Source organism: Anaerolineales bacterium (assembly GCA_015075625.1).
Taxonomy (GTDB): Bacteria; Chloroflexota; Anaerolineae; order Aggregatilineales; family UBA2796; genus UBA2796.
This window is the reverse complement of sequence record JABTTZ010000001.1, coordinates 1,762,868-1,787,139: the sequence shown is the minus strand read 5'-3', so window position 1 is coordinate 1,787,139 and position 24,272 is coordinate 1,762,868. Positions and strand designations below refer to the sequence as shown.

Genomic DNA, 24,272 nt, shown 5'->3' with positions numbered 1-24,272 from the left:
GATCAATATGCTCCACGCGCCAATTTTCGTGCCTCACGGACGATGCTTTCTACTTGGGGGACGGTGTGGTACTCCAACTCGCGGTTATAGGGGATGGGAATATCCAGCCCGGCAAGGCGCTTGATCGGCGCTTCGAGATAATCGAACGCCTCGCTGCCGGCAATCCGCGCCACAATCTCCCCGCCAAAGCCGCCCATCTCCACCGCCTCATGAACGACGAGCGCCCGCCCCGTTTTCTTCACCGAGGCAATGATCGGCACATCGTCTAAGGGTTTTAGCGTGCGCGGGTCAATCACCTCTAGGTCAATGCCTTCTTTGGCAAGCTGTTCCGCCGCCGCCAACGCCCGCAGCACCATCATGGAGGTGGCGACCACCGTCACCTGGCGACCTTCGCGCACCACCTTCGTTTGGCTCAGCGGAATCGTGTAGGGCGCTTCGGGGACATGCCCTTTCGTTTTGTAAAGCAGCTTGTGTTCGACAAAAATGACCGGGTTATCGTCCTCAACGGCTGCCTTTAGCAAGCCCTTTGCCTCGTAGGGGGTGCTAGGCATGACGACCTTCAACCCGGGCACATGGACAAACCAATTTTCAAGGCTCTCGCTGTGCTGCGCCGCCGCCCCTGTGCCGCTGCCGCCGGGCATCCGCAAGACCATCGGCACGCTTGCCTTGCCGCCAAACATAAAGCGCACCTTCGCCGCTTGGAGGACGAGTTGTTCCATGCTCAGGGTGACGAAATCCATGAATTGAATTTCCCCCACCGGACGCATCCCCGTGAGCGCCGCGCCAACGCACGCGCCGGCAATGCCCGCCTCGCTGATTGGCGTATCAATGACGCGCCCCGCCCCGAATTCTTCCAGCAAGCCCGCTGTGACGCCGAACGCCCCGCCATAGACGCCGACATCCTCGCCAATGACAAAGACGCGGGAATCTGCTGCCATCATCTGCCGCAGCCCCTCGCGGAGCGCCTCGGCATAGGTCAGTTCGCGGAGCGCCGCGCCCTCCGCCCTGTTCTGCCCGTTCACCTCAGGCATAAACGCCCTCCATGATCGAGGCGGGGTCGGGGTCGGGGCTGGCGTCGCTGAAGGCTACCGCCCCGTCAATCGTGCGCTGTGCCTCATCGCGGAACGCCGCCGCCTCTGCCTCGTTCAGAATCCCCGCCATGACGAGGAACGCCGAAAAGTGGGTGATCGGGTCGCGGTTCTCTTGCCAATCGCGGACTTCCTCGCGGGTGCGGTATGCCTGTTTGTCGCTTTTGGAGTGACCCTTGTAACGGTAGGTGCGCGATTCGATCAGCGAGGCGCCCTCCCCGCGACGGGCGCGTTCCGCCGCGATCTGAACCGCCTCGTAGACCGCCAGCACGTCGTTGCCATCGACAGTGACGCCGGGCAGCCCGTAGGCATCGGCACGGCGGCTGATCTCCGGGATGTTGAACGCCTTCGCCACCGGCATCGACATGGCGTATTGGTTGTTCTCGCACAGGTAGATAATCGGCAGTTTCCAGATGGACGCCATGTTCAGCGATTCGTGAAAGGCGCCCTCGTTCGCCGCGCCATCGCCAAAAATGACAAGGCACACTTGGCGTGTCTTGCGCATCGTGATGCTCAGCCCAACGCCAACGGCAATTGGCACGCCGCCCGCCACGATTCCATTCGCGCCGAGGTTGTTCGCCTCCACATCGGCAATGTGCATACTGCCGCCGCGCCCGCGACAATAGCCCGTCTCTTTGCCCATGAATTCGGACATCATGCGCTTTACGTCTGACCCCCAAGCAAGGCAATGCCCATGCCCCCGATGGTGGTTTAAGAGATAATCGCCGTCTTGCATGGCGCTGGATGCGCCAACAGCCGTCGCTTCTTGACCGATGCTGAGATGCATCGTCCCGTGAACCTTTCCAAGCGCGTAAAGGCTCTCGGCGCGTTCTTCAAAGGCGCGGATGGTGTGCATGGTGTGGAGCATCGCCTTAAGCGCCTCTGGTCCGAGGGATTCGATCACCTCATGGTAGCGGCGGATCATGGCGGGGGTGAGCGGTAGAGTCATGATGGGGTGTCTTTCTTTTTGCAGTACCCTCACTGGTTGGGCTGCAACCAGTTTTCTTACAAGAAGGGCGGGCGTCGTTTGTTTACCCCGTGATCACCACCGCTTAACCCATTGGTAAGTCTATCGTGATACGTGGGGCTGTCAACCATTAAGGGGTCAATCTCCTTGAGAAATGCTGAATGGATTACAGCAAACGGTTGATTTGTTCACGGAGTAGAGGATTATAGATTCGCTCGTCATCGTTACGACTCCATCCGTTGTCGCTTGGGCGGTGTTAGGGAGAGTCTACTGAAAAACGCCTCAAAATCGAAATCAATGGCGGTACTGCGGGTGACGATGCGGTGAAGTTCGCGCAGCAGAGGGAGAGCATCCGGCGGCAGTTCGCCGCGCTGCGTCATCGCCTCAATCGCGGGCATCATGGCGAGGACGGCATCAACGCCTTCTACCGTCTCGTTGGGCATTTCCTCCACCGCCTCGCTGTAGGGCAAGCCCAAGCCAAGCAAGCGCCCCATGCGGGCGTTTCGTCCGCCTTGCGTGGTGACATACAGATCGCCCGCGCCGGGGAGACTGAACACGGTTTCCAGCCCGCCGCCCAACGCCTGAACAAGCTGCGCCGTCTCTGCCAAGCCTTGCGCAAAGACCGCCGCCCCGTAATTGTGCATTCCCGCCCCCGCCGCGTCTGGGGTGTACTTTTCCACCCGCTCCAAAACGCCCGCCGCCAAGCCTACGGCTAGGGCGTAAGGGTTCTTCATCGCCACACAGACTTCCACCCCAACGAGATCGGTGGATGTCCAAATGTGATAATAGGGCGTGCTGAAGATCGCCTGTAGGCGGGGCAAAATGGACGCCTCTCGCGAGGCAAAGACGACGGCGGTAGGGCGGCGCCCGGCAAGTTCTCCGGCGATGGACGGACCGCCGATACAGGCATAGTGAACCTGATCGCGGACGGCGGCGGGCAGGCGCTCCCGCAGGACATCGGGCAGCAGTTGCAGCCGTCCATCGGCGGTGCTTTCCATCCCTTTCGTCACCATGAGCAGGATGTGTCCGGGACGGATGTACGGGCTGAGCTGCTCAGCCGCCCAATGGACGCCGCGTGAACTGACGCCAACGACGACGATTTCAGCGCCCGCCATTGCCGTCGGGAGGTCGCCGTTGAAGAAGGGCGTCACCCCCGCCGGAAGCGCCCGGTGCAAACGCGGATGGAGTCTCCCTTTTTGACATGCCTCAATGATTTCGGCGTCGTGGTCTGTGCCAACCAAGCGCACCTCATGCCCGTTATCGCTGGCGGGGAAGCCCAGCGCCGTTCCCATCACGCCCGCGCCCAGAATAGTGATAACCGTCACAGTGTCCTACCTTTTGCCTTGCCTCAGGGGTAATTCCCCCTCAGCCTATAACACACTGCGCCGTGTAGGGATGCGCCGCGCCCGCCCGTCGCCCGCCGCTAAAGCAGCGGGCTAAGCCTGACCACCCCTACGGGGCTTGAAAGGCAAGAAAGTCCCTCAGAATGGTCTGTCTTTCCAAGCCTCGCAGAGGTGGTTATCCCTAGCGCGGGTGTTTTAACCACGCCCTAGGTGTTTCCCCACACCCCGTAGGGGCGTTCGCGCCTCATCGTGCCTTTGCCCCCCCTTCATGCCCATCTCATGCCCTACCCCCTCACTCAGCATTAAAGCCTTGCGCCCGCAGCGCCTGCGCCAGCGCTTGGAGGGCGCGGTACTGCATCGCCTTCACCGCGTCCACCGTTTTGCCCATGATTTTCGCCGTATTCTCAAGGTTAAAGCCCTCCACAAAGCGGAGGACGATCACTTGTTTTTGCCCATCGGTGAGCGTCAACAGCGCCTGTTGAAGATGGGCGCTCTCGTAGGCGGCGGTTAGCGGCGCGTCAAGGTCGGGGTCTGTGCCAATCTCAACCGAATCAATGTCCTCGTCGTCGCGCCCTCGCTTGGTGCGGCGGTAGTAATCAACCACGCGGGCGTGAGCAATCCGGTAAAGCCACACCAACAAGGGAATGGCGCGATCTTCATAGGTGGGCAGCCCTTCGACCATCCGCAAAAAGACTTCGGAGGTCAGGTCTTCGGCGGTTTCGGGGGTGGTGACGCGGTAAAGGATGTAGCGGTAGATTTTATCGACATAGGCGCGGTAAAGTAGGGTGAACGCCCGTTTGTCGCCCGCCTGTGCCGCTTGAATGAGCGCCCGCTCGCGCTTACGATCCACAACTGATCCTTGTTGAGGTGCTGCCGACCCATCCCCCGTGAGGAGTCTCTCTAGTGTACACGGAATTTAGCAGGAAGGAGGGATTTCCCCAACAGAAAGATAGATAGGGATAAGGGATAGGCGCTTGACGGTCCGCTTTGGCTCGATTATAATACACGCCATCCAATTGCATTGGATGGTTTGGGCGTGTGGCTCAGCTGGGAGAGCGCTACAATCGCACTGTAGAGGTCGGGGGTTCGAATCCCCCCACGTCCACTGAAGGAACAAACCAGAAGCGGTCAACAGGATACCCCGTTGACCGCTTTTTTTATTGGGCGGGGTGCGGTGCGAAGACACCCTACAGGCGCGGCACACGCGCCAAAATCGTGCTAACGACCTCATAGACGCTGGTATCCAACGCCTTTGCCACATCCTCCGCGGTGATCTTCTGCTCGCCCTGCCGCCCGATCAAGACGACCTCATCCCCAATCTGGACATCGGCAATATCGGTCACATTGATCATTGTCATGTCCATGCTTACCCGCCCGATGATCGCGGCACGTTTGCCACCGACCAGCACCTCGCCAAAGGTGCGCGGGGCGCGGCGGAAGCCATCGGCATAGCCCACCGGAATCACGGCGATGCGTTCTGTGCCGCGTGTGCGGTAGGTGCTGCCATAGCCGACATACGTCCCCGATGGAATTTGTTTCACTTGGGCAAGCGTCGTTTTCCACGAGAGTGCCGGACGAAAGCCATCGGGCAGCGGTGCATCGGGGGCGGGGTTCAAGCCGTACAGCCCGATTCCCACCCGCACCATATCCAACCGCGTTTCGGGGAGTGTCAGCGCCGCCGCCGTATTTGCCGCATGGAGGTACTTGAAGCGGAAGCCGGACGCCCGCAGCGGGGCGATCAACGCCTCAAACGTGCTCAACTGCCCCCGCGTGTAATTGGGGATGCTCTCCGAGGCGGCAAAATGGGTGAACATCCCTTCCACCTCAAGGTTGGTAAGGGGTTTCAGGGTGCGGAAAAAGGGCATCACTTCTTCTGGCAGCAAGCCGAGCCGCGTCATCCCCGTATCCACCTTGACATGGACGCGCAAGGCGGCGTTCATCTCCCGCGCCACACGGTCATAGGCGCGGGCGAGTTCGGCATCGTAGAGGCACAGCGTCAGGTTATAGCGCAGGGCTTGGCGCACCGCCCAAATGGGGGTATAGCCCAAGACGAGGATCGGCACGTCAAGGGCAGCTTCGCGCAGGTCGATTGCCTCGTTCACACTGGCAACGCCGAGGTATGTTGCCCCGTTGTTCAGGGCGGTGCTGGCGACGGCAACCGCGCCATGCCCGTAGGCGTTCGCCTTGATCACCGCCATGAGTCCCACCTTATCCCCGATGATCTGCCTCACGCGGCGGACATTTCCGGCAATCGCCCCCTTATCGACCTCAATCCATGTTGGGCGGGTGGGACGATCCAACCACACCGTGTTGTAGGCGGGTTCTTGCCGCACCAACTGATCGGCATCCCGCGCCTTGATCAAAAGGTGGTTGGTGACCATCTCCATCCGCGCCGAGGGGCTGCCTTTGATCAAGACGACATCATCGGGGCGAAGGTCGCCCACCGCATTGGCGGCATCTTCAGCGCTGAAGGTGATCCGCACGCGGCGTTTCTCCATGCCATGATCGAGCGCTGCCCGCCCAATGAGCGCCGCCGTCTCGCCTTTGGTGATCAGTTCATCGGCAACCTCTGCCGCCCGCCGCCCAATGGCACGGTGCCCCGGCGTTGTGTAGCCGCCCAAGTCATCGAGATCGCCAAAAATGCAGATGAACCGTCCCGCCCCCTTCGCCTCGCGCATGGCATCCAGCCAATCAAGGGCGGCGAGGCATGTTTCCGGGTTGGCGTTCACCGTGTCATCGACCAGCAGCGCCCCGCCCCGCCCCTCAAGGGGACGCATCCGCCCCGGCAGCGGACTCATCTCCGTCAGCGCCCGCAGCCCCTCATCAAGGGCAATGTCGTAGGCAGTCCCCACCAAAAGCGCGGCAAGGGCGTTGTAGAGGTGGTGCATCCCCAAGAAGGGAATCCACTTTCCTAACAAGCGGTTGCGGTCAAAGCGCAGATCAAAGCCGACCTTATCCCGCGCCATGACGAGGTTGAAGGCGATGAGGTCAGCCCCGAAAGTGCGCCCGTCAAGGTCAAGCCCATAGGTCATCACGCTGCTTTTCGTTCGCCCGCCCATCCGCCGGACGCGATCATCATCGTAGTTGAGGATCGCCAAGCCGCTGGCGCTCAGCGATTCGATCAGGGCGGCGTGTTCGGTGCTGATCACATCCAACGAGGTGAGCCGATCTGTGTAGGCATGCTGAATATTCGTGACCACGCCGACCAACGGCTTAGTCACCTCCACCAGCCGCCCAACCTCCCCATAGTGATCTGCCCCGAACTCCAAGACGGCAATCTTATGATCGGCGCTGAGCTTGCCAAGCGCCAGCGGCAAGCCAAAGGCGCCGTTGTAGCTCCCCGGACTGCGAAAGACGTTGTAGCGCGTGCCGAGAATGGCGGCGATCATCTCTTTCGTGGTCGATTTTCCGGCGCTCCCCGTGACGGCAATAACCGTCGTCCCGTGTTTGCGCAGCATGACCTCTGCCCACCGCAGCAGCGCCGTCTCCACATCGCGCATGACGATCACCGTCAAGCCCGTTGTGTCGAAATCGGGCGGGCGCTGGCACATAATGCCCTGTGCGCCGCCCTCTAGCGCCTCCCGAATGTAGCCGTGACCGTCCCCGCGCTCGGTACGCACGGCAACGAACAACTCACCGGGCTTCACACGGCGGGAATCGTAACAAAAATCGGGAAAGAGGACAGCCGCCACATCGCCAAAAAGCTGCCCATCGCCAGCTTCAAGAATATCGTAAAGGTTGATCACATCCGCTACGCCGCCACCATGATCGTTTATGTCGTTGTTGCTAAGAGACGTTCACCCCCGTCCCCTCTCCCGCAAGGCGGGGAGAGAGTATCCCGCCCGCCGCTAAAGCAGCGGGCTGAAAGCAGCCACCCCTACGGGGCTTGAAAGGCAGCACAGCGCACCCTTCTTTAAGCCCCAACGGGGTGATTAGTCCTAGCGCGGGCGTTTTAACCCCGCGCCATGTGTTTCCCCGCACCCCGTAGGGGCGACCCTATGTGGTCGCCTACCCGTTTTCGCCCCGTCGCCCGCCGCTAAAGCAGCGGGCTGAAAGCAGCCACCCCTACGGGGCTTGAAAGGCAGCACAGCGCACCCTTCTTTAAGCCCCAACGGGGGGGTATTCCTCACCCGCACACGTAGGGACACCCCTTGGGGCGTCCGCCTGACCCCGCCCCGTTTCGCGTTAACGTCGCGGCAAGGATTGATACGGTCCCAGCAAGTAGGCTTGATATTGCCACATGATCCAGCCTTGTTTGCCGCCGCCCACGTCTATGAGCGCCCAATCGCCCCGCGTGTTCAAGGCGCGGACATCAAAGACCTGCCCAATGCCCACCCCGCCCAAGAAAATGCTCTCGGTGGTCGGCTCGCTGTAGAGATCGACTTTTTCAAGGATGATCTTTGCCGTCACCGCCACGCCCGGAATGCGCAGGGTTGTATCCGCCGGAAGGGGCGAAAGGACGGGGCGATTCGTACATTCATAGCTCACCGGTGCTAACTGCCCAGAGCTATACGTGCCGGTGCTGTCAATTTCATAGGCGGTGACGGCAATCGTGCTGCCTTCCCGCGCCTTGAAGTACAAGCGGGCATTCACCAAAAGGGGCTGCCCGTTCCGCTTCACCTGCTTGAATACCTTTGGCTCGCCTGTCTCGCCAAAGACGCCGTTTCCGTCAAGGTCGGCGGCAAAAACGGCATAATAGGGGGCGCTGCCGCCGCCGGCAAAGCCATCATAGGCAAGGTACACAGAGACGACATTGCACGAACGGCGGTGCAGCGTCAGACTGGCAATGTTTGCCTGAGCCGGCGTGGGCGCTCCCAACAGCGGCACAAAAATAGCGAGGGCAAAAGCAAGGATAGTAATTCCTCGTAGGCGCATTGGTGCGTGACTCCTTCGTTTCATAGCATAGCCTGTGGTGTGATTTCAAAACGTCTCATGAGTAGCGATTGTACTACCATCCCAACCTGTGGCACAATTCAGCTATGTCAAAACGGCGCTCTTGGGTACGGACAATCCTCGATCATCTCGGTTGGGCAGCGGCATCGCTGATGGTGGCGCTCATTGTCTGGTATGCTGCCAGCGCAACCCAAAACCCCGTCAGGGAGTCGCGCTTTGGGGAGGCGATCCCCATTGCGCTGACCCCCGATGCCGGATTCATCACCGTCACCCGTTCCCACAGCAGCGCCACTGTCACCCTTCGCGCCTTAACGTCCTTTTGGGGCAATGTCCAGCGCGACGATCTCCGCCTGAGCGCCGATCTCAGAGGGTTGGGGGAGGGCGTCCATACCGTCCCCCTCGTCGGGATAATCAAGGGGCTGAGCGGCGGCACAATCACGCGCATCCAACCCGAACAGATCACCGTAGAGCTTGCCGCACGCGGCGAAAAGATCGCCAATGTTGCCGTCTTTTTCACCTCCGAAGCGCCCGTTGGCTATACGGCAGCGGCGCAGCCCGCCCAAGCTGCCGTGCGCGTCGCAGGGGCTAAGGCGAAGGTCGATCAGGTTCACAGCGTCCAAGCGCGGGTCAGCTTGGTCGATCAGCGCCTCTCGTTCACCAAAAGCGTCCCGCTCATTGCCCTTGATCAGGACAACAAGCCCGTCACCGAGGTGGAACTGATCCCCCCCGAAGTGACGGTTGAAGTCACCGTCCGCCAGCGGGCAGATGTGACCGAACTAACCGTCGATCCGCAGTTTATACCGGGGACGCTTCGCCCAGGCTACCTTCGCCCCAATTATTCATGGCAGCCGCTGCGCATTTTTGTGCGGGGCGATCCCGCCGCCATTGCCGCCCTAAAGGGTGTCGCCCCCACCGAGCCAATTGACCTCAGCGGGCGGCGGGAAACCTTTAGCCAAGTCGTCAAGGTGGTGCTGCCGGAAGGGATCGTCATGCCCGACCCAACAGACATCACGGTGACCGTCGTCATCGAGCCGGTTATGTTGAGCCGTGAATTTGCCGAAATTCCAGTGGTGGCGCAGGGTTTAGACCCCGCCGATTACGCGATCAGTTTTACCCCGGAGCGCGTCAGGGTGATCGTCACCGGTGCGCAGACGGCAGTGAACGGTCTAGCCGCTGACGATATACGGGTTTTTGCCCCCCTTTCGGGTCTGACGGCAGGAACGCATACCGTCACGCTGCAAGCCTCGATCAGTCAGGCAGAGATCAAGCCAGAGGATGTGCGCATTTTGACGGAAACGGTAGAGGTCATCATCACGATGCGTACCCCAACGCCCACCCCCCTCACCCCCTGACCCCCTCCCCCGCCTCTATCCAGGGTGGGGTGGGTTTTGTCGGGTGCTGCTCTTTTAGGTGTTGGAAAACGCGCATCATATAAGCGGCGGACTGCTCTGCGCTGAGGGTTTCGCTAGTGGCGCGGGCGGCGGCGCTCATTGCCGTCCACTGTTGCGGGTGGCTCAGAAACTCGCGCAGGCGCTCACGCAGCGCCATGACATTTTCTGCCGGAAAGATATCCCCGTTTACCCCACGACGAATGACCGCCGCCGCCCCACATTGATCGGAGCATAGGACGGGAACGCCAACGGAGAGCGCTTCATTGACGACCAGCCCCCACCCATCCCACCGCGAGGGCAACACGAACAGCCGCGCGGCGGCTATCCGCCCTTCAATCTGGTCGTAAGGGAGCGCGCCGGTGAAGGTGATTGCTGGCGAATCTGCGGCAAGACGCTCGAGTGCCTCCCGATCTCCCCCGCTGCCGATGAGTGTCAAACGCAGGGCGGGAAATTCAGCAAAGAGCGGGCGTATCGCCTGAATCAGGATATCAACGCCCTTCCGTTCGATCAATTGTCCGGCGAAAACGATCTCAACGCCTGACGACTTTTCCCCATTGGGAAGGGGGCGGGCGCGGCGGTGATAGGCGAGCGGATAGAGGTGATCGACGGGGTAGCCAAAGGTGGGGTAAAGAGCAAGGGCGGGTTCGGCAACGGTGAACATATACGCGCCGGGCAAGCGCCCGATGAGGTGCGCATAGAGTGCCTTCGCCGTCCGCTTCAGCGGGGAGCGCCGCAGGTGTGGGTTAGGCGCTTCGCAATATTGAATGGTGGGCAAGCCAAGCGCCCGCATGAATAACAAGGCGACCATGAACGAACGCTCTCCCCACATGGCATGGACAAAATGCCAGCGCGTTCGCTCATGGCGCAAACGCCATACCTCACGGAGCGCATCGCGTATCGGCGCGTGGGGGGTGAGCGTCCGTTGGGGGAGGGTGTCCATCGGCGGCGGCTGCCACCCAAGCGCCACCCGCTGCGCGATCAACGCACGGGCGTAAATCACCTGAACGTCCGCACCGAGATCGCGCAGGGCGCTAAAGAGATCGTGATGATAGAAGGCAGGCATGTTCAGCCACGCCGTAAGCTCTATTGCAGTACCCTCACTGGTTGGACTACAACCAGCCTTCTTACAAGAAGGACGGGCGTCGTTCGGCTACCCTTCATCACTACCGCCTGCCCATCGGTAAGTATATCGCCATAAGCGGGGCTGTCAACCACTCAGGGGTCAATCTCCTTGAAAAATACTGTAGGGGTGATTCTACCACGTCAGATGAAGGCGGACGCAAGCGAACGCACATGGAGCGGGGTTAAAACGCCCGTACTAAGGCTGATCCCCCCGTTGGGGCTTGAATACAACATGGTGTGAGTTGCCTTCCAAGCCCCGTAGGGGTGGTTATTCTTAGCCCGCTACTTTAGCGGCGGGCGATCATCATCGGCGATGGACGGACGCCGCAGGGGGCGTCCCTACGCTGCGCCCCTCACTTAGACCACCAAACGCGCCCCGCGCACCATGTCGAAGAAATAGCCGTGCATCCGCGTATCGGGGGTCAGTTCGGGGTGAAAGGATGTCGCCAGCAAATGTCCCTGCCGTGCGGCGACAATCCGCCCATCGTCCAAGCGCGATAAGACCTCCACCCCCGCCCCAACGGAATCAATGATTGGGGCGCGGATAAAAACCGCCCGCAGCGGATCGCCGCTGAGTCCTTTCACGGTCAGGTCGGCGGTGAAACTGTCGATCTGCCGCCCAAAGGCATTACGAAGGACGCGCATCGCCATTAGGGCAAGATGGGGCGGTTCGCCGTCAATCTCGGTGGCAAGGAGGATCGCGCCGGCGCACGTTCCCCACGTGGGGTGGGTGGCGCAAAACGCCCGCAGCGGCTCAAAAATGCCGCTTGCCTTTGCCACCTTTGCCATCGTTGTACTTTCGCCGCCGGGCATAATCAAGCCCGCCACCTGCGCCAGATGAGCCGGCGTGCGCACTTCCAGCGGCTCTGCCCCCACCTGACGGAGCATCGCCGCATGTTCGCGGAAATCCCCTTGCAGCGCCAAGACACCTACCTTGATCATGACAGACTATCCTTACAGCATTTTTCAACGAGATTGACCCTCAGTGGTTGACAGCCCCGCTTATGGCGATATACGTGGTGATGGGCAGGCGGTGGCGATCAAGGGAAACGAACGACGCCCGTCCTTCTTGTAAGAAGGCTGGTTGCAGTCCAACCAGTGAGGGTACTGCAATAGTCCTTTAGACGTTACACCGTTGCCCTCATCCCCTGCGACCCGCCTTCGGCGTGTACCCGCTCTCCCAGTGGGAGAAGGGGGAATCTATTTTTTGAGGGGGCTTCCCCCTCAAACGTCCCCTTTCCATAACTATAGGGTAAATAGGTTCAACTGCGTAAGTTCTCTTTCTTGTCAGCACTTTAACGTGGGGCGAAGGGTGACGCCTCTTTGACAATCTCGCCGCCAAGCCGCATCAGCGGGATGTGCTGCTCGTCGTCCCGCGCCTCGTTGATCACAATATAGCCCTGCTGAACGTCGCTGAAAGTGTAAAAGCGTTTGACGCCCTCGGTAAAGGTCGTCTGGAGCGCCTTCATCAGCACCGCTGGATCGGGGCTAAAGGTGAACACGGTGTATTTTGTCTCGGTGCGCTTGCCGACAAAATCTTCCGGCGTGCCGTACTGGATCACCCCTTCGCGGAGGGTTGTCCCAGTGAAGCCCAAGACATCATCGGCAGACAAAAAGCCGTAATTGCTGCGAAAGGCGTTGAACCCGTAAATTTCGAGGCGGAGGTGCGTCCAGCCGTCGCGCATTTGGAGGGCGTTATAGACCTCATCGATCACCTCGTTGGTGGGCAGTCCGGTGATCGCATCTTGGATCGATTCCCGCCCCGCACGGCGAAGTTGGGCAGCCACCCGCAATTTTAGCTCATCTATATCAAAAGGTTTTGTAATGTAATCATCCGCGCCCAATTCCAGACCGGCAACTTTATCGGCGCGGCGGTCACGCTGCGTCAGAAAGGTGATCGGGATATGCTTCGTCAGCAGCGTTCCGCGCAGTTGGCGGCAGACATCAAAGCCATCCATATCGGGCAGCATGACATCCAACAGAATCAGGTTGGGCGATTTTGCCCGCGCAAGGGATACCCCCTCGCTCCCATTTTGGGCGTGGATCATGTCGTAGCCTTGCGCCGAGAAATACGCCAACAGCATTTCCGACACGTCGAAATCATCTTCGATCAACAGGAGTCGTTTCTTCGACATGGACGATCTTTCGCCTCCGGCGCTTAATCTAGAACGGCATTCACACGAAACTGCCCCTCAAGCGCACTCGGGGCGTTTGCCAACGCCTTCTCACGCGGGAGGGAGGGGACGATTTGATCGTCACGAAACACATTTTCCAGCGGCAAGACAGACGCCGTAGGGGGAATATCCGCCGTGTTCAGCGCATCTAAGCGGGCGGAATAGTCCAAAATGGCGGAAAGCTGCCCCGCATATTGATTAAGGTCGTCTTCGCTGAGCGTAAGTTTCGCCAGTTCAGCAATCTGCATCACTTGGTCGCGGCTAAGGCTCACGGGTCTGCTCCTCGTGGGTTGTGTCGATGATCGCCCCTGATCTTAGCGCGGAAGGGGCAAGTTGCGCAATGGATCACTCATCACGGGAGTCTCGCAATCGAACGCGGCTGTGGGCTTACTTAGGGCGTCAACAGCACCTTCAAGACGCCCCGTCCGGCGGCGTGATCAAATGCCCGCAGCGCCTCCCGCAGCGGGTAGCGTGCCTCAATCAAACTGGTCACGTCGATCAGCCCCGCTGCCATCGCCCGCAGCGCGGCGGGAAAGTCCCCACAGCGACTGCCAACAATGCGCAGTTCATCAATGACAATCCGGGTGAGGTCGGCGCTAGGCACGCCCGCATAGGTGCTTTTCAGAAGGATCGTCCCGCGTGGACGGCACAGGTCAAGGGCGAGGGCGAACCCCTCTGCCGATCCGGTGCAGTCGATCACGACCTGCGCCGAATGACGCTCATAAGCAGCCAACCAACCCTGATCATTGCCATCTAGCGCGGGGATTCCCCACTGCCTTAGCAGCGCTAAGGGGCGCGGTTGGCGGGCAAGGACGCTCAGATCGCAGCCTGTCAGCCGGACAACCTGCGCGGTGAGCAAGCCGAGCTTTCCCGCCCCAAGCACAATAACCCGATCTGCGGGACGAATCGGCTGCATGGCAAGCGCTTGAAAGGCGGCGGCAAGCGGCTCAGCAAAAACTGCCACCTCGTCGGGGACAGCGGCGGGGACAGCGTGTAGGTTGCGGATGGGCAAGCGGAGGACTTCGGCAAACGCCCCCGGATAGCGATCTATGCCCATCGTGACGCGGTGGGGGCATTGGCTGCCCATCCCCGCTGCGCAATAGGGACAGCGCTCACAGGCGACATTGATCTCGCCCACAACGCGCTGCCCAGCGGGAAAGTCCCCCGCTGGCGCGGCTAATTCCCCAACAAATTCATGTCCTAGAATCCCCTGAAAGCCCATGTACCCCCGTGTGAGTTCGAGGTCGGTATGGCAAATGCCCGCCAAGCGAAGGCGGATGAGCGCCTCATCGGGGGCGGGTGTGGGCAGTGGTTCATCGCCCACCACGCGGAGGGCATGATCAAAACGGAGGGCGTCCATAGGCGGTATATCTCCCTGTGCGGTGTCCGTAGTGTACCTTGTAAAGGGAGGTTGCGGGTGCGGGGGTGGAGGCACGGAGCTGAAGCCGCCGTGCTAGGAATGATCACCCTGTTGCGGCTGAAAGACGCATAGAGGATGCGGCTTTTTGCCTTTAAGCCCCGAAGGGGTGGCTGCTTTCAGCCCGCTGCTTTAGCGGCGGGCGCTCACCGGCGGCGATGGGTGCAAGCATTGCGCCTCTACGGGAATTACTCTGCCAACAGAGCCTAGACCCCTCGGCACTTTGGCGACTCTCTTAGGCTGACCTCTTTGCGGACACGCCTTTTAGGGGCGGGTGCGGGTCGTCCCTACTGGTACGGGTCCCAGACCTGTTCTCCGGCAAGGATGCGCTTCAACTGCGCCGGGAATTTCTGCGCGCTCAACGGCTTGCCGAGGAAACTATGAAAGCCCGCCGTCCGCGCCGTGTCCACCTCGCTAATGTGGACGGTATAGGCGACAACGGGAACATCGTGCAGGCGTTCATCGGCTTGGATGATCTTCAACGCATCAAAGCCCGTCGTCCGCGGGAATTCCAAATCAAGGAAAATCACGCTTGGGGTCACCGTCGCCATAACTGACTCAAGCTCGTTTGGCTCGGAAAGGGCAACCGGATGAATGCCCTGCTGCTGGAGCAGCAGGACGAGGACATCGGCGTTTAGTGGGTTATCGTCAATAATCAAGGCTTCCATGCGCGGTTACTCTCCATCCCAAACGGTTTCACCCGCCAACAAGCGGGCGATTTGCTGTGGAAAACGAATCAGGTGAATCGGTTTGGTGATGAACCCCACGAACCCTTCTGCCCGTGCGCGGTTCATCTCTAAACCCGGATCGGCAGCGGAAACCACCGCCACCGGAATGGTGCGCAAGTCGGCTTCTTCCCGAATACGGTGAAAGACATCATAGCCTGTCACGTTGTTGGGGAGCATCAGATCGCACAAAATCAGGTCAATGGGTAAGCGCGTCTTGAGCTTAGCAATGACATCCTCGCTGCCCCACCGGTCATAGGCGATTTTCGCCCCTTCACGCTCCAAAATCATCTGGACAATCGAACGGTTACCCGGGTTATCTTCAATGTAGAAGATCGTTTTCCCCCGCAGAATTGTTGTCGGTGGTATTGCCATTAAGAGACCTTTCTACTCCCTGCCTGCCAATAACGAGCTGCCAAAGAGATTAGGCGTTACGCCCTTGCCCTCACCCCTAGCCCCCTCTCCCGCTGCACGGGAGAGGGAGAATGCGTTTTTTTGAGGGAGCTTCCCCCTCAATCTACCCTGTTCGAGGAATACAAGGGAAACACGTTCAACGGCATAAGCCCTAAGAGAGATTACCCAGTTCTTCGGAGGGGGGTGTAGGGGCGCATCGCATACGCCCGCCCCTCCTTCCCATCCAAACGCCGTGATCGGCGTCCTTATTCCCCGATATGCCACACGGCTTGCCCTTCCAAGATGGTGCGCAGCACCTGTGAAAAGGTTGTCAGGTTCAGCGGTTTGGCTATTGCCCCATCAAAGCCGGCTTCGCGCAGCCGTTCGACTTCCTCGTTCATCACGCTGGCGGTGAGGGCGACGACGCACGCCCCCGCATAGGTCGGGTTTTCGCGCACCTTGCGCAGCAGGGCAAAGCCATCAACCGGCTTCAGATGAATGTCCAAGAGGAACACATCGGGCGCTTCGGGGAGCGCCCCTAGACGTTCTTCAAAACAGCCACTATCCTCGAACATGTAAAAGCGATTCGTCTTCAACTGCGTCTTAGCGATCAGGCGCATCACATCGCGGCTGAATGGATCATCCTCTACATAGAGGTAGACATGCTCCCTAAGCATGAGTCGCCTCCGGCAGGGCATCGTTTTCGAGCGTGGGCGTCAGCGGCAGGCTGAAGAAGAATGATGCACCCTCACCGACTTCGCTTTCTAGCCAAAGCCGTCCGCCGTGCGCCTCGGCAAGGCTGCGCGAGATGGGTAAGCCCAACCCTGTGCCGCCACCCGCCTTGACCCCTTCTTCCGATTGCAAAAATGCTTCAAAAATAGCGGACTGATCTTCAGGGCGAACGCCGGGACCGGTATCGATCACGGCAAAGAGGAGATCAGCTGCCCGGCGTTTGACGCTCAGCGTGATGCTGCCCTTCTCGGTGAATTTCACAGCGTTCGAGAGCAGATTCAGCAGAATCTGACGGATGCGGCGGCGATCCACACGCAGGCGGGGCAGCGGCGTGTCAATATCTTGAATGAAGCGGAGCGGTTTGTTTTTCAACAGCGATTCGGCGGCGGCAATGACCGTCTTGATCTCCTCCTCAAGGTTCACGTTGTCCTCAAGGAACATCTTCATCTTCCCCGCTTGAATCTTCGCCACATCAAGGACATCGTTGATCAATGCCAGCAAGTGACGCCCGCTGCTCAGCGCTTTGCCGAGGGCGTCCACTTGTTCATCGGTGACGGGTCCCAAGACGCCCATTGAGACAAATTCCGTGAAGTTTAGAATGGCGTTCAGCGGCGTCCGCAGTTCGTGGCTCATGCTCGCCAAAAATTGGCTTTTCATTTGATCGGCAAGGCGCAGTTGGTCAACGCTGCGCACTTGTTCGGCGTAGAGCCAGATGCGATCCAATGCCGAGGCGCACAACTGCCCCAACGCCCGCATCGCCTCAATCTCATCTGAGGTAAATTCATGGGCGGTGGGAAGGGTCAGGTTCAACCCGCCAATGATTCGCGTCCCCACTTGCAAGCGGGCATACATGAACGCCCCTACCCCGCTTTGGCGCAGAAAGTCAGCCGTTTGGGTCGGGATAGCGTCATGGGGAACGCTCAGGTCGTTCACCACGAACACACTGTCTGTCACCCACGTCCGAAGGTGTTCGGCATCAAAGCGGTTGTGCGGCTCAAATACCTCCGCCGATCCCGATGGGCGCAGCGCCAATACCTCAAAGTGGGCTGCCGTCGCCAAATCAAAGCCCTCAAAGGCGGTCAGGACAACATTGTAAGCGGGGTCGTTCAGGTACGCGGCTACCGCTCGGACAATATCGCTGTAATGTTGGGCGGCGTTCATCTCTTGGCTGGCACTGTAAAGCCGTTCGGTCAGATCGCGGGCGGCACGGGCAGCCAAGTACGCCCGCCGTCCGGCAATGTTATCCGTCAGACGGGGGATGATCGTGGAGATCATCTCCCGAAATTCGGGGCTAAAGGTCTGTGCCGTGTTCCACAACAGGCGGATCGTCGCATGGGAACGCCCCCGCGAACGGAGCGGGAGGAGAATGTTTGCCACCCCACCATAGCGGCTAAGCGCGGCTTTGTCCTCGGCTGACCAGCGTTCGTCTTGGCTAATATCCTCAATGAACACCGTCTCCCCCCGCCCCAAGACGTTCGCCATCATGGGCGATTCGGCAAGGCGGCGGCTGCGAAACGGCAGCTTATCGAGCGGGACACTGTTCCCCTCTCGATCCCGCACAGCGACAATTTCCAAGCGCTGCGGACTCTCCGTGTTGTCGTAGTGAATGTAGGACATGCTGATTGTGTCTGGCTGCTGTTCAGCAACGATCTCGTTAATCGCGGCGAGAATGTCTTGTTCTTCCGTTGCTTGGGAGATGCACAAATTGGTAGTTGCCAGCAGCGCCGCCGTCCGGCGGGAGCGCTCTGTTGCCTCAAAGAGGCGGGCATTGTTCAAGGCAATGGCGATCTGCCCCGCCAAAATGCCAAAGGCTCGTTGATCATCAGCGGTGAAGCGGTTTGTCTGTTCCGACTCCAAATCCAAGACGCCCACCAGCGCCCCACCCACCAGCAGAGGGAGGCTGAGTTCAGAGCGAGTGAGCGGGGCAAGCGGATGCGGGCGGTACAAAGGGACTGTGGTCACATCGTTCACCAAGACCAACTCACGGCGTTCTGCCGCCTCGGTGACAAGGTTCTGATCGCGCCCGATGAGGAGGACTTCATCCAGAAGTTGCAAAGCGGCATCCGTCGTGGCGCGGAGCGTCAGCCGCCGTCCGAAGGGTTCATAAAGGAAGATGCTGACAAGGTATAGCCCAAAGGTGTTCTGAAGGCGTTTCACTGTCTGATTCAGGAGATCGTTCAGGTTCATCAGGGTGGAGATTGAGCGAGAGGTTTCCGACGCCAATTCCAACTCGCGGGTGCGTGCCTCTACGCGCTGCTCAAGCGCCCCCTCCGATTGGCGAAGGGCGTTGTTCGCTGCTTGCAGTTCCAAGCGTCGTTCGTTTTCGATGGCGTTCCGGTGAATCATGTAGATCAGCACCATGCCGCCATTCATCAGGGTGAAGAAGATGCCGTCGGCGTTTTCCAGAGGGATGATGTCCCGTTGGGGCAGAAACAGCCAGGCTGCGCCCTGTGAGAGCAGGCTGATCCCAAAGAGGATGATCGTCATTTGCGCCGAGAGCAAGATCGCGCTGAGCAGCAGCGAGATGAACGTATAGAACAATACGTACAGGTTCAACACATTGAGCAAGGGCAAGGCATGGAAGCTGATATAGCCCGTCCCCACAAAGAGCCACGCCGCAAGGCGGTAGCGCCCGCTCCGGTTCAAGGCATATTGAAGGGCAATTGCGGCACAAAAGGTGAGGATGACGAACGGGGCGCGGGGCGAATACTCTTGGTAATTCACCATATACCACAGGTAGAATAATATCATGGGCAGCAAAACAGCGATGAACCCCGAAAGCAGGCGGCTTTTCCGCTGTGTTTCAAAATCGGTGATAGAAGGATGGGGATCGGTCAGTCGTTTCCACAACAAAGACAGGAACATACAACACCAAACCTTGTTCGTTTCTAGCGGTATCTATAACAGTACGCTAGTTTGTTCAAAAACTGTACTATCTAGACCGAGAGTCTTTCACCTGTATTTTTAGACAGGTGAAACGACAGGGTGGCTGCAAGCCACAAGGAACAATGATAGTCTGATCAACGTCTGCTAAGAGGATTACATCTGTCCGGCATTGTGGTATAGTAAATTCGGTATGGCTTTCACAGGAGGTTCGCAGCATATGAAACGCATTGGTTTAATGCTCGCAGCGGTGGTGATTTTTGCTGCCGTCTTTGCCTTGACGGTTGCCCCGTCCGGTGTGGGCAGCGTTGCTCACGCAAACCCGCCCCTTCAGGCAACCCCCACTAAGGGACCGAATATCGGACCCGAAAACCCCACACCCACACCCCCCAAACCAACGGTGAAACCGCAGCCCGGGGATGGCATTAATGGGACGCCCGTCGCCCCGCCGCCTTTTGACCCACCGGCTTCCCTCGATGATCTGTTGGTCACCTTTCCCGATCTTGCCCCCTATTTGGATCAGGTGAAAGACCTGACGGCGGATCAATTTGACTTTGCCGAACTCTACAGCCGTGTGATCGCCATTTACGAGGCGGAAGGCGCTTCTGGGGTGGCGGCGTTTTTGAAGGACAGCGGCATCCTCGAAAAGCTCAACATCCCCCTTGCCTACCTCGATCTGCTGATCGCCTTTGATGAGGGCGGCTTAGAGGCGGTGGAAAAGCTGGCGGCTGAGCGCGAATATATCAACAAGAACGGTGAGATCGTCGGCTATCTGGGCGTTGACGAGAAGGCAAACTACGATGCGCTGAAGGCAGACTTGGAAACGCGCCTCGGTGTTGCCGTCTACGATTACCTGTTGGATACCGATGAAGTTGAGATCGGGATTGCCCTCGATCTGCTTGCCCAATACCAAACGCCCGGCTCGCTGCTTGGCTACCTTGTTCAAGTTGCCACCGCGCCCCATGTGATCAGCTTCCGGGGGACAGCCCCCGTCAGCTCCTCCCTGGGACCGAAACTGCAAGGCTCGCCCTCGGTTGGGGCGGTGACCATGGGCGCAGATAAATGGCACGCCGCTGGAATCACGGGCAAGGGCATGAAGGTTGGTATTTTGGATATGGGGTTCGGTGGAATCAAAGACCTGTTGGGGACGCAGCTTCCCTCAACGGTGACGGCGAACGTCGATCTCGATGAGTTGAACGTGCAGGATAACAATCATGGGACGGCATGTGCGGCGGTGGTGCATGGCATTGCCCCCGATGCCGAGATCGTGATTGCCTACTTCGATAACGGCAGCGATGTCAGCTTTTTTGCCGCGCTCGATTTTCTTGCCGCGCAAAAGGTTGATATTGTCAATTACTCCGTCGCTCGGCTGATCGGTCCGCGTGATGGCTCGTCGCCCAGTTCGCAGCTTTCCGAAGAATTCATGCGCCAGACGGGGGCGCTGTGGGTGAACAGCGCCGGGAACTACGCCACCTCGCACACCGTGTTCACCTTCAACGAGGGGAAGAACAAGGCGCACTTCTTCGATACGGATGTCAATTTGCTGCCTTTTATGGCGTTTTCCCCAGTGACAGCGGTTGCCATGAACTGGGATGGAAATTGGGCGGGCGGCGAAAAATCGGAATACAACTTCCTCGTTTTGGATAGCGCCGGCAAGGAGATCGTCAGCGCTGCTGAGATTCGGAATGGAAAGCGGACGCACTACCCCTTCCAGATCACCGGTTTTTCCTCGACTCCGGGCGAAATCTACTACCTCTATATCACCCGCACACGCGGCACAGTTGATAACGTCATTGACATTGTGATTCCCAACGCCGATTTTGTCCCCTGGGCGCAAGTGCCGCTGAGCAGCGTGGCAATTCCGGGCGATGCGGGGAGCGTCCTCACCGTTGGCGCGGTGGGCTTATCGAACGATGTCCTTGAATCCTACAGCTCGCAGGGACCCACCGCCGACAGCCGCATCAAGCCCGATGTGACCGCCCCCACAAACGAAGTGGTGGCGGGCTACACCAATGGCTTCAGCGGCACATCTGGCGCAGCGCCCGCCGCAGCGGGGGTAGCCGCACTCGTCAAACAGGCATTCCCCGATCTCTCCAGCGCCGAACTGAAGGCGTACCTCATGGCAAACGTCACCGATCTGGGTGACAGCGGCGAGGATAACCTCTTTGGGACGGGACGGATCGCGCTCCCCCCGCCCGAAAACAACAATACAGAAGCGCCTATCAGCGGAAAGACGCCCGTAACCACCGAGGCAAAAGCAACCTTCACCGACATCACCCCCAAGTTCAACGTGAAGTTCAAGGGGCGTTTAGGCTTCACCATTACGGTGAGCTTTGAGCTTGAGAACTTCGAGGGCAAAGAACTTGTCGTCGGCGTTTTGTTCTACGATGCGGCGACGAATAAACCCCTTCCGGCAGCCGTTGATGATTACAACATCGGCGGTGTGGTGGGGGCGGGCTTGCGCTTCAAGGTGAAGGGACGACAGACCAGCTTTAAGGATGTCGCCTTCTTCATTGATAATGAGGCGTTCGATGCCACTCCGCGCACGGTGAACAGCATCGCCTACAAAGTTGTCGTTCTTGACCCAACAGACCCCAAGAATCCGACTGTTTTGGCGATCAGTGAGCCGAAAACGTTCAAAATCAGTTGGGATTAGGGTGGGTTGGCAGTGTAACGCCCCTAAAGCAGCGGGCTGAAAGCAGCCGCCCTTAGGGGCTTGGAAGCCCTGCCCCCCCCCCACCCCGTCACAGAGAGAGGGAATCTATCCCCCTTTCTCTGCCTGCGGGGAAAGGGGGTAGGGGGATAGGGGTTCTGAACCAAATACATCACCAGAATCTCGTTCCACCAGTGTCCCCTCCCCATCGGCACGTTCTATCGGTGGGGAGGCTTAAATTTTTTGCGTACCCTTTTTGGAGTTCTCGTGATGACCCCAAAAAACCTTACCTTGTCTCAGGTGGAGACAATGACGAATCATGTTGCACGCGGCTGGCTAGAAGATGGGCGGATCGCCGTGTTTCGGATCACCGACAGCACCCGTGTCGATATCGACGCCGCCAAACAGATCATGACGCGCACGATTGAAGAATGGGACGAGACGCGCCCCTACACCGCCATTTACGATCTGACAAACCCCAATTTGATCGTCTCGCCCTATACCCAAAAGATGATGAAAGAAGTGCGCCTTATCCGCCCGACGCTCAGCGGCTATGTGGCGGTGGTTGTCCCCCGAGGGTTGATCACCTCCATCTTGAAACTCTTTATCCGAACGACGCGGGGGACGCGGCAGATCAGCCTCTTTTTCACCCTTGAACAAGCTGTCGATTGGTTGAATTCCAAAGGAGTCTGAGTAGAATGAGTCATTAAATCACCTTACGCAAAGCAGTGTGATTCTCCCTGAGATTAGCTGCATAAACGGGGGGTGAGGGCTTGCCTTAAACGTTACCTACCAGTCATTTCAAAACCCAACCGCAGCAGCGGGCTAAGCGTAACCACCCCTACGGGGCTTGAAAGGCACCCCGTGTTGTATTCAAGCCCCAACGGGGTGATCAGCCTTAGCGCGGGCGTTTTAACCCCGCGCCCTCCCTACGGGGCTTGAAAGGCGAAGGCGCATCCTGTATTCTGTTAAGCCCCAACGGGGTGATTAGTCCTAGCGCGGGCGTTTTAACCCCGCGCCCCCACCGCCCCGTCGCCCGCCGCTAAAGCAGCGGGCTAAGAGTAACCACCCCTACGGGGCTTGGAAGGCAAAGGCGCATCCTGTATTCTGTTAAGCCCCAACGGGGTGATTATTCCTAGCGCGGGCGTTTTAACCCCGCGCCCTCACCGCCCCGTCGCCCGCGCCCACACCCTCTTTATCAACCCCGCATACAGAATCTTCTGAAAGCGTGTTAGAATTCGGGCATATAAGAAACCTTCGCCTCACATACTACACACCGGAGCGAGACTGATGCCTGTCGTCTTCGGGCAGGTCGAGATGGATGACCTTGCCAAAAAATTAGCAAAAATGCGCTTCAACCGCGCCAAAGCGCACATTCGCAGTTTGGACAAAAAGGGACGACTGAACATCTTCCGCGTCTCTGTGGGGGGCAATCGGTGGCACACGAAGTACACCCTTCCCACCCTGAATTTGCAAATTACCCTTGTCGAACGGCGGGAAGAAACCGGCTCTGCAAACAACCTCGGCTTTCGGCGGACGAAATTCCGCTACATCGAGGCGCATGTAGAGGCGATTCCCCCAAAAGTGCGCGAACGGCTCGATGAAGAAAAGGCGCTCCGCGAGGCAGCGGGGGTTTAGCCCTTCTGTCGTTAGCCTGCCTCAGCCGTTGCGCTGTGTTCGCGGCGGCTGGTGATGTAGATCGCCCCTTCCTCGCTAAGCAAACGCAGCACGCGCTGTTTTTGGCGCTGTGCTTCCTCTGCCGAAAGCCAAAAACTCAGCGTCCGTTCTTTGCGCTCCGCCAGTTTGGAGAGCGCCGCCAAGACATGGGCGCAGGCAACCCCTCCATACCGCGCCCATGTGCAGGTGCAGCGGGCGTGAATATCCCCCTTGCGGTTGAAGCGGAGCGTCACCACATGGTTGAACGTGCTGCTGGTGCGGCTCTCTACAATTGCCGTGTAGGGGTCGTTAGGACGGGCGGGATCAAACAACCGAACGCCTAAATCGCGGCTTTTATCTTGCAAGTCTTTGATGTTTACAGGGCGCATTGCTAAGCCTCCCTCACCCATTGTCCTATACGATAAGTATAGCACATAAGTTCTAAGAAGGCAAGGGCAGCGCTCAACGCACCGTTCTTGTGATGAGGGACTGCGCACGTGCCTCATGGGTGTGTTGGCATTGTAACCCCAGTGATCCCGCCGCTAAAGCAGCGGGCTAAGCGTAACCACCCCTTCGGGGCTTGAAAGGCAAAGGCGCATCCTGTATTCCGTTTTAAGCCCCAGCGGGGTGATCAGCCTTAGCGCGGGCGTTTTAACCCCGCGCCCTCCCCCCGTTGCCCGCCGCTAAAGCAGCGGGCTAAGCGTAACCACCCCTTCGGGGCTTGGGAGGCAAAGGCACATCCTGTATTCTGGTTTAAGCCCCAGCGGGGTGATCATTCCTAGCGCGGGCGTTTTAACCCCGCGCCCTCCCCCCGTTGCCCGCCGCTAAAGCAGCG

Annotated in this window: 20 protein-coding genes and 1 tRNA gene; 5 read left to right on the top strand and 16 right to left on the bottom strand. The window is 59.0% G+C overall.

Going from position 1 to position 24,272, the window contains the following annotated elements:
* Positions 1–2: 2 nt before the first annotated feature.
* From HS103_07375 to HS103_07360, 4 genes are all read right to left on the bottom strand, one after another.
* Complete coding sequence (locus tag HS103_07375; protein ID MBE7512619.1) at positions 3–1,031, bottom strand: alpha-ketoacid dehydrogenase subunit beta; 1,029 nt, start codon at positions 1,029–1,031, stop codon at positions 3–5.
* A complete protein-coding gene (locus tag HS103_07370) occupies positions 1,024–2,037 on the bottom strand; it encodes a thiamine pyrophosphate-dependent dehydrogenase E1 component subunit alpha (GenBank protein ID MBE7512618.1) in 1,014 nt (337 codons plus the stop codon). Before HS103_07370 ends, HS103_07375 begins: the two co-directional genes overlap by 8 nt.
* 242 nt (positions 2,038–2,279) lie before the next feature.
* On the bottom strand, positions 2,280–3,380 hold the full coding sequence (locus HS103_07365) for a glycerol-3-phosphate dehydrogenase (GenBank protein ID MBE7512617.1): 1,101 nt from the start codon (positions 3,378–3,380) through the stop codon (positions 2,280–2,282).
* A 310-nt stretch (positions 3,381–3,690) separates the two neighbouring features.
* A complete protein-coding gene (locus tag HS103_07360) occupies positions 3,691–4,248 on the bottom strand; it encodes a sigma-70 family RNA polymerase sigma factor (GenBank protein ID MBE7512616.1) in 558 nt (185 codons plus the stop codon).
* A gap of 182 nt (positions 4,249–4,430) precedes the next feature.
* Here HS103_07360 and HS103_07355 point away from each other — a divergent pair.
* Positions 4,431–4,503 (top strand) — tRNA-Ala (locus HS103_07355).
* 82 nt (positions 4,504–4,585) lie between these two features.
* On the opposite strand, the gene alr is transcribed toward HS103_07355, so the two are convergent.
* Positions 4,586–7,144: an alanine racemase gene (alr, locus tag HS103_07350; GenBank protein ID MBE7512615.1), complete on the bottom strand. Its 2,559-nt coding sequence runs from the start codon at positions 7,142–7,144 to the stop codon at positions 4,586–4,588.
* A 439-nt stretch (positions 7,145–7,583) separates the two neighbouring features.
* The gene (locus tag HS103_07345; GenBank protein ID MBE7512614.1) at positions 7,584–8,273 is read right to left on the bottom strand and encodes a hypothetical protein; all 690 of its coding nucleotides are present in this window, start codon (positions 8,271–8,273) and stop codon (positions 7,584–7,586) included.
* 104 nt (positions 8,274–8,377) lie between these two features.
* Between HS103_07345 and HS103_07340 the strand changes: the two genes are divergently transcribed.
* The gene (locus HS103_07340; GenBank protein MBE7512613.1) at positions 8,378–9,643 is read left to right on the top strand and encodes a hypothetical protein; all 1,266 of its coding nucleotides are present in this window, start codon (positions 8,378–8,380) and stop codon (positions 9,641–9,643) included.
* Here the strand turns inward: HS103_07340 and HS103_07335 are convergent.
* The 9 genes from HS103_07335 to HS103_07295 form a co-directional block, all read right to left on the bottom strand.
* Complete coding sequence (locus tag HS103_07335) at positions 9,633–10,745, bottom strand: glycosyltransferase family 4 protein (protein MBE7512612.1); 1,113 nt, start codon at positions 10,743–10,745, stop codon at positions 9,633–9,635. The genes HS103_07340 and HS103_07335 overlap by 11 nt on opposite strands.
* A gap of 416 nt (positions 10,746–11,161) precedes the next feature.
* Complete coding sequence (gene pdxT / locus HS103_07330) at positions 11,162–11,743, bottom strand: pyridoxal 5'-phosphate synthase glutaminase subunit PdxT (GenBank protein ID MBE7512611.1); 582 nt, start codon at positions 11,741–11,743, stop codon at positions 11,162–11,164.
* Between the two features lie 356 nt (positions 11,744–12,099).
* Positions 12,100–12,939, bottom strand: coding sequence for a response regulator transcription factor (locus HS103_07325; protein ID MBE7512610.1), 840 nt, complete (start codon positions 12,937–12,939; stop codon positions 12,100–12,102).
* Between the two features lie 23 nt (positions 12,940–12,962).
* On the bottom strand, positions 12,963–13,250 hold the full coding sequence (gene gatC / locus HS103_07320) for an Asp-tRNA(Asn)/Glu-tRNA(Gln) amidotransferase subunit GatC (protein MBE7512609.1): 288 nt from the start codon (positions 13,248–13,250) through the stop codon (positions 12,963–12,965).
* 119 nt (positions 13,251–13,369) lie between these two features.
* The gene (locus HS103_07315) at positions 13,370–14,338 is read right to left on the bottom strand and encodes an alcohol dehydrogenase catalytic domain-containing protein (GenBank protein ID MBE7512608.1); all 969 of its coding nucleotides are present in this window, start codon (positions 14,336–14,338) and stop codon (positions 13,370–13,372) included.
* A 344-nt stretch (positions 14,339–14,682) separates the two neighbouring features.
* Positions 14,683–15,063, bottom strand: a complete 381-nt coding sequence (locus HS103_07310) for a response regulator (protein ID MBE7512607.1) — start codon at positions 15,061–15,063, stop codon at positions 14,683–14,685.
* Positions 15,064–15,069: 6 nt separating this feature from the next.
* On the bottom strand, positions 15,070–15,495 hold the full coding sequence (locus tag HS103_07305; protein MBE7512606.1) for a response regulator: 426 nt from the start codon (positions 15,493–15,495) through the stop codon (positions 15,070–15,072).
* 284 nt (positions 15,496–15,779) lie between these two features.
* A complete protein-coding gene (locus tag HS103_07300) occupies positions 15,780–16,190 on the bottom strand; it encodes a response regulator (protein ID MBE7512605.1) in 411 nt (136 codons plus the stop codon).
* The gene (locus tag HS103_07295; GenBank protein MBE7512604.1) at positions 16,183–19,110 is read right to left on the bottom strand and encodes a GAF domain-containing protein; all 2,928 of its coding nucleotides are present in this window, start codon (positions 19,108–19,110) and stop codon (positions 16,183–16,185) included. The genes HS103_07300 and HS103_07295 overlap by 8 nt, the downstream gene beginning before the upstream one ends.
* A 238-nt stretch (positions 19,111–19,348) precedes the next feature.
* On the opposite strand from HS103_07295, the gene HS103_07290 reads away from it, so the two are divergent.
* The 3 genes from HS103_07290 (at position 19,349) to HS103_07280 (ending at position 23,419) form a co-directional block, all read left to right on the top strand.
* Positions 19,349–21,784: a S8 family serine peptidase gene (locus HS103_07290; GenBank protein MBE7512603.1), complete on the top strand. Its 2,436-nt coding sequence runs from the start codon at positions 19,349–19,351 to the stop codon at positions 21,782–21,784.
* 267 nt (positions 21,785–22,051) lie between these two features.
* Positions 22,052–22,474 carry a hypothetical protein gene (locus HS103_07285; protein ID MBE7512602.1) on the top strand — a complete coding sequence of 141 codons (423 nt, stop codon included), beginning with the start codon at positions 22,052–22,054 and terminating at the stop codon, positions 22,472–22,474.
* 597 nt (positions 22,475–23,071) lie between these two features.
* Entirely contained in the window at positions 23,072–23,419 is a 348-nt protein-coding gene (locus tag HS103_07280) for a hypothetical protein (GenBank protein ID MBE7512601.1), read from the top strand.
* 11 nt (positions 23,420–23,430) lie between these two features.
* Here HS103_07280 and HS103_07275 read toward each other — a convergent pair whose 3' ends face one another.
* Positions 23,431–23,826 carry an SWIM zinc finger family protein gene (locus HS103_07275; protein ID MBE7512600.1) on the bottom strand — a complete coding sequence of 132 codons (396 nt, stop codon included), beginning with the start codon at positions 23,824–23,826 and terminating at the stop codon, positions 23,431–23,433.
* Positions 23,827–24,272 lie beyond the last annotated feature (446 nt).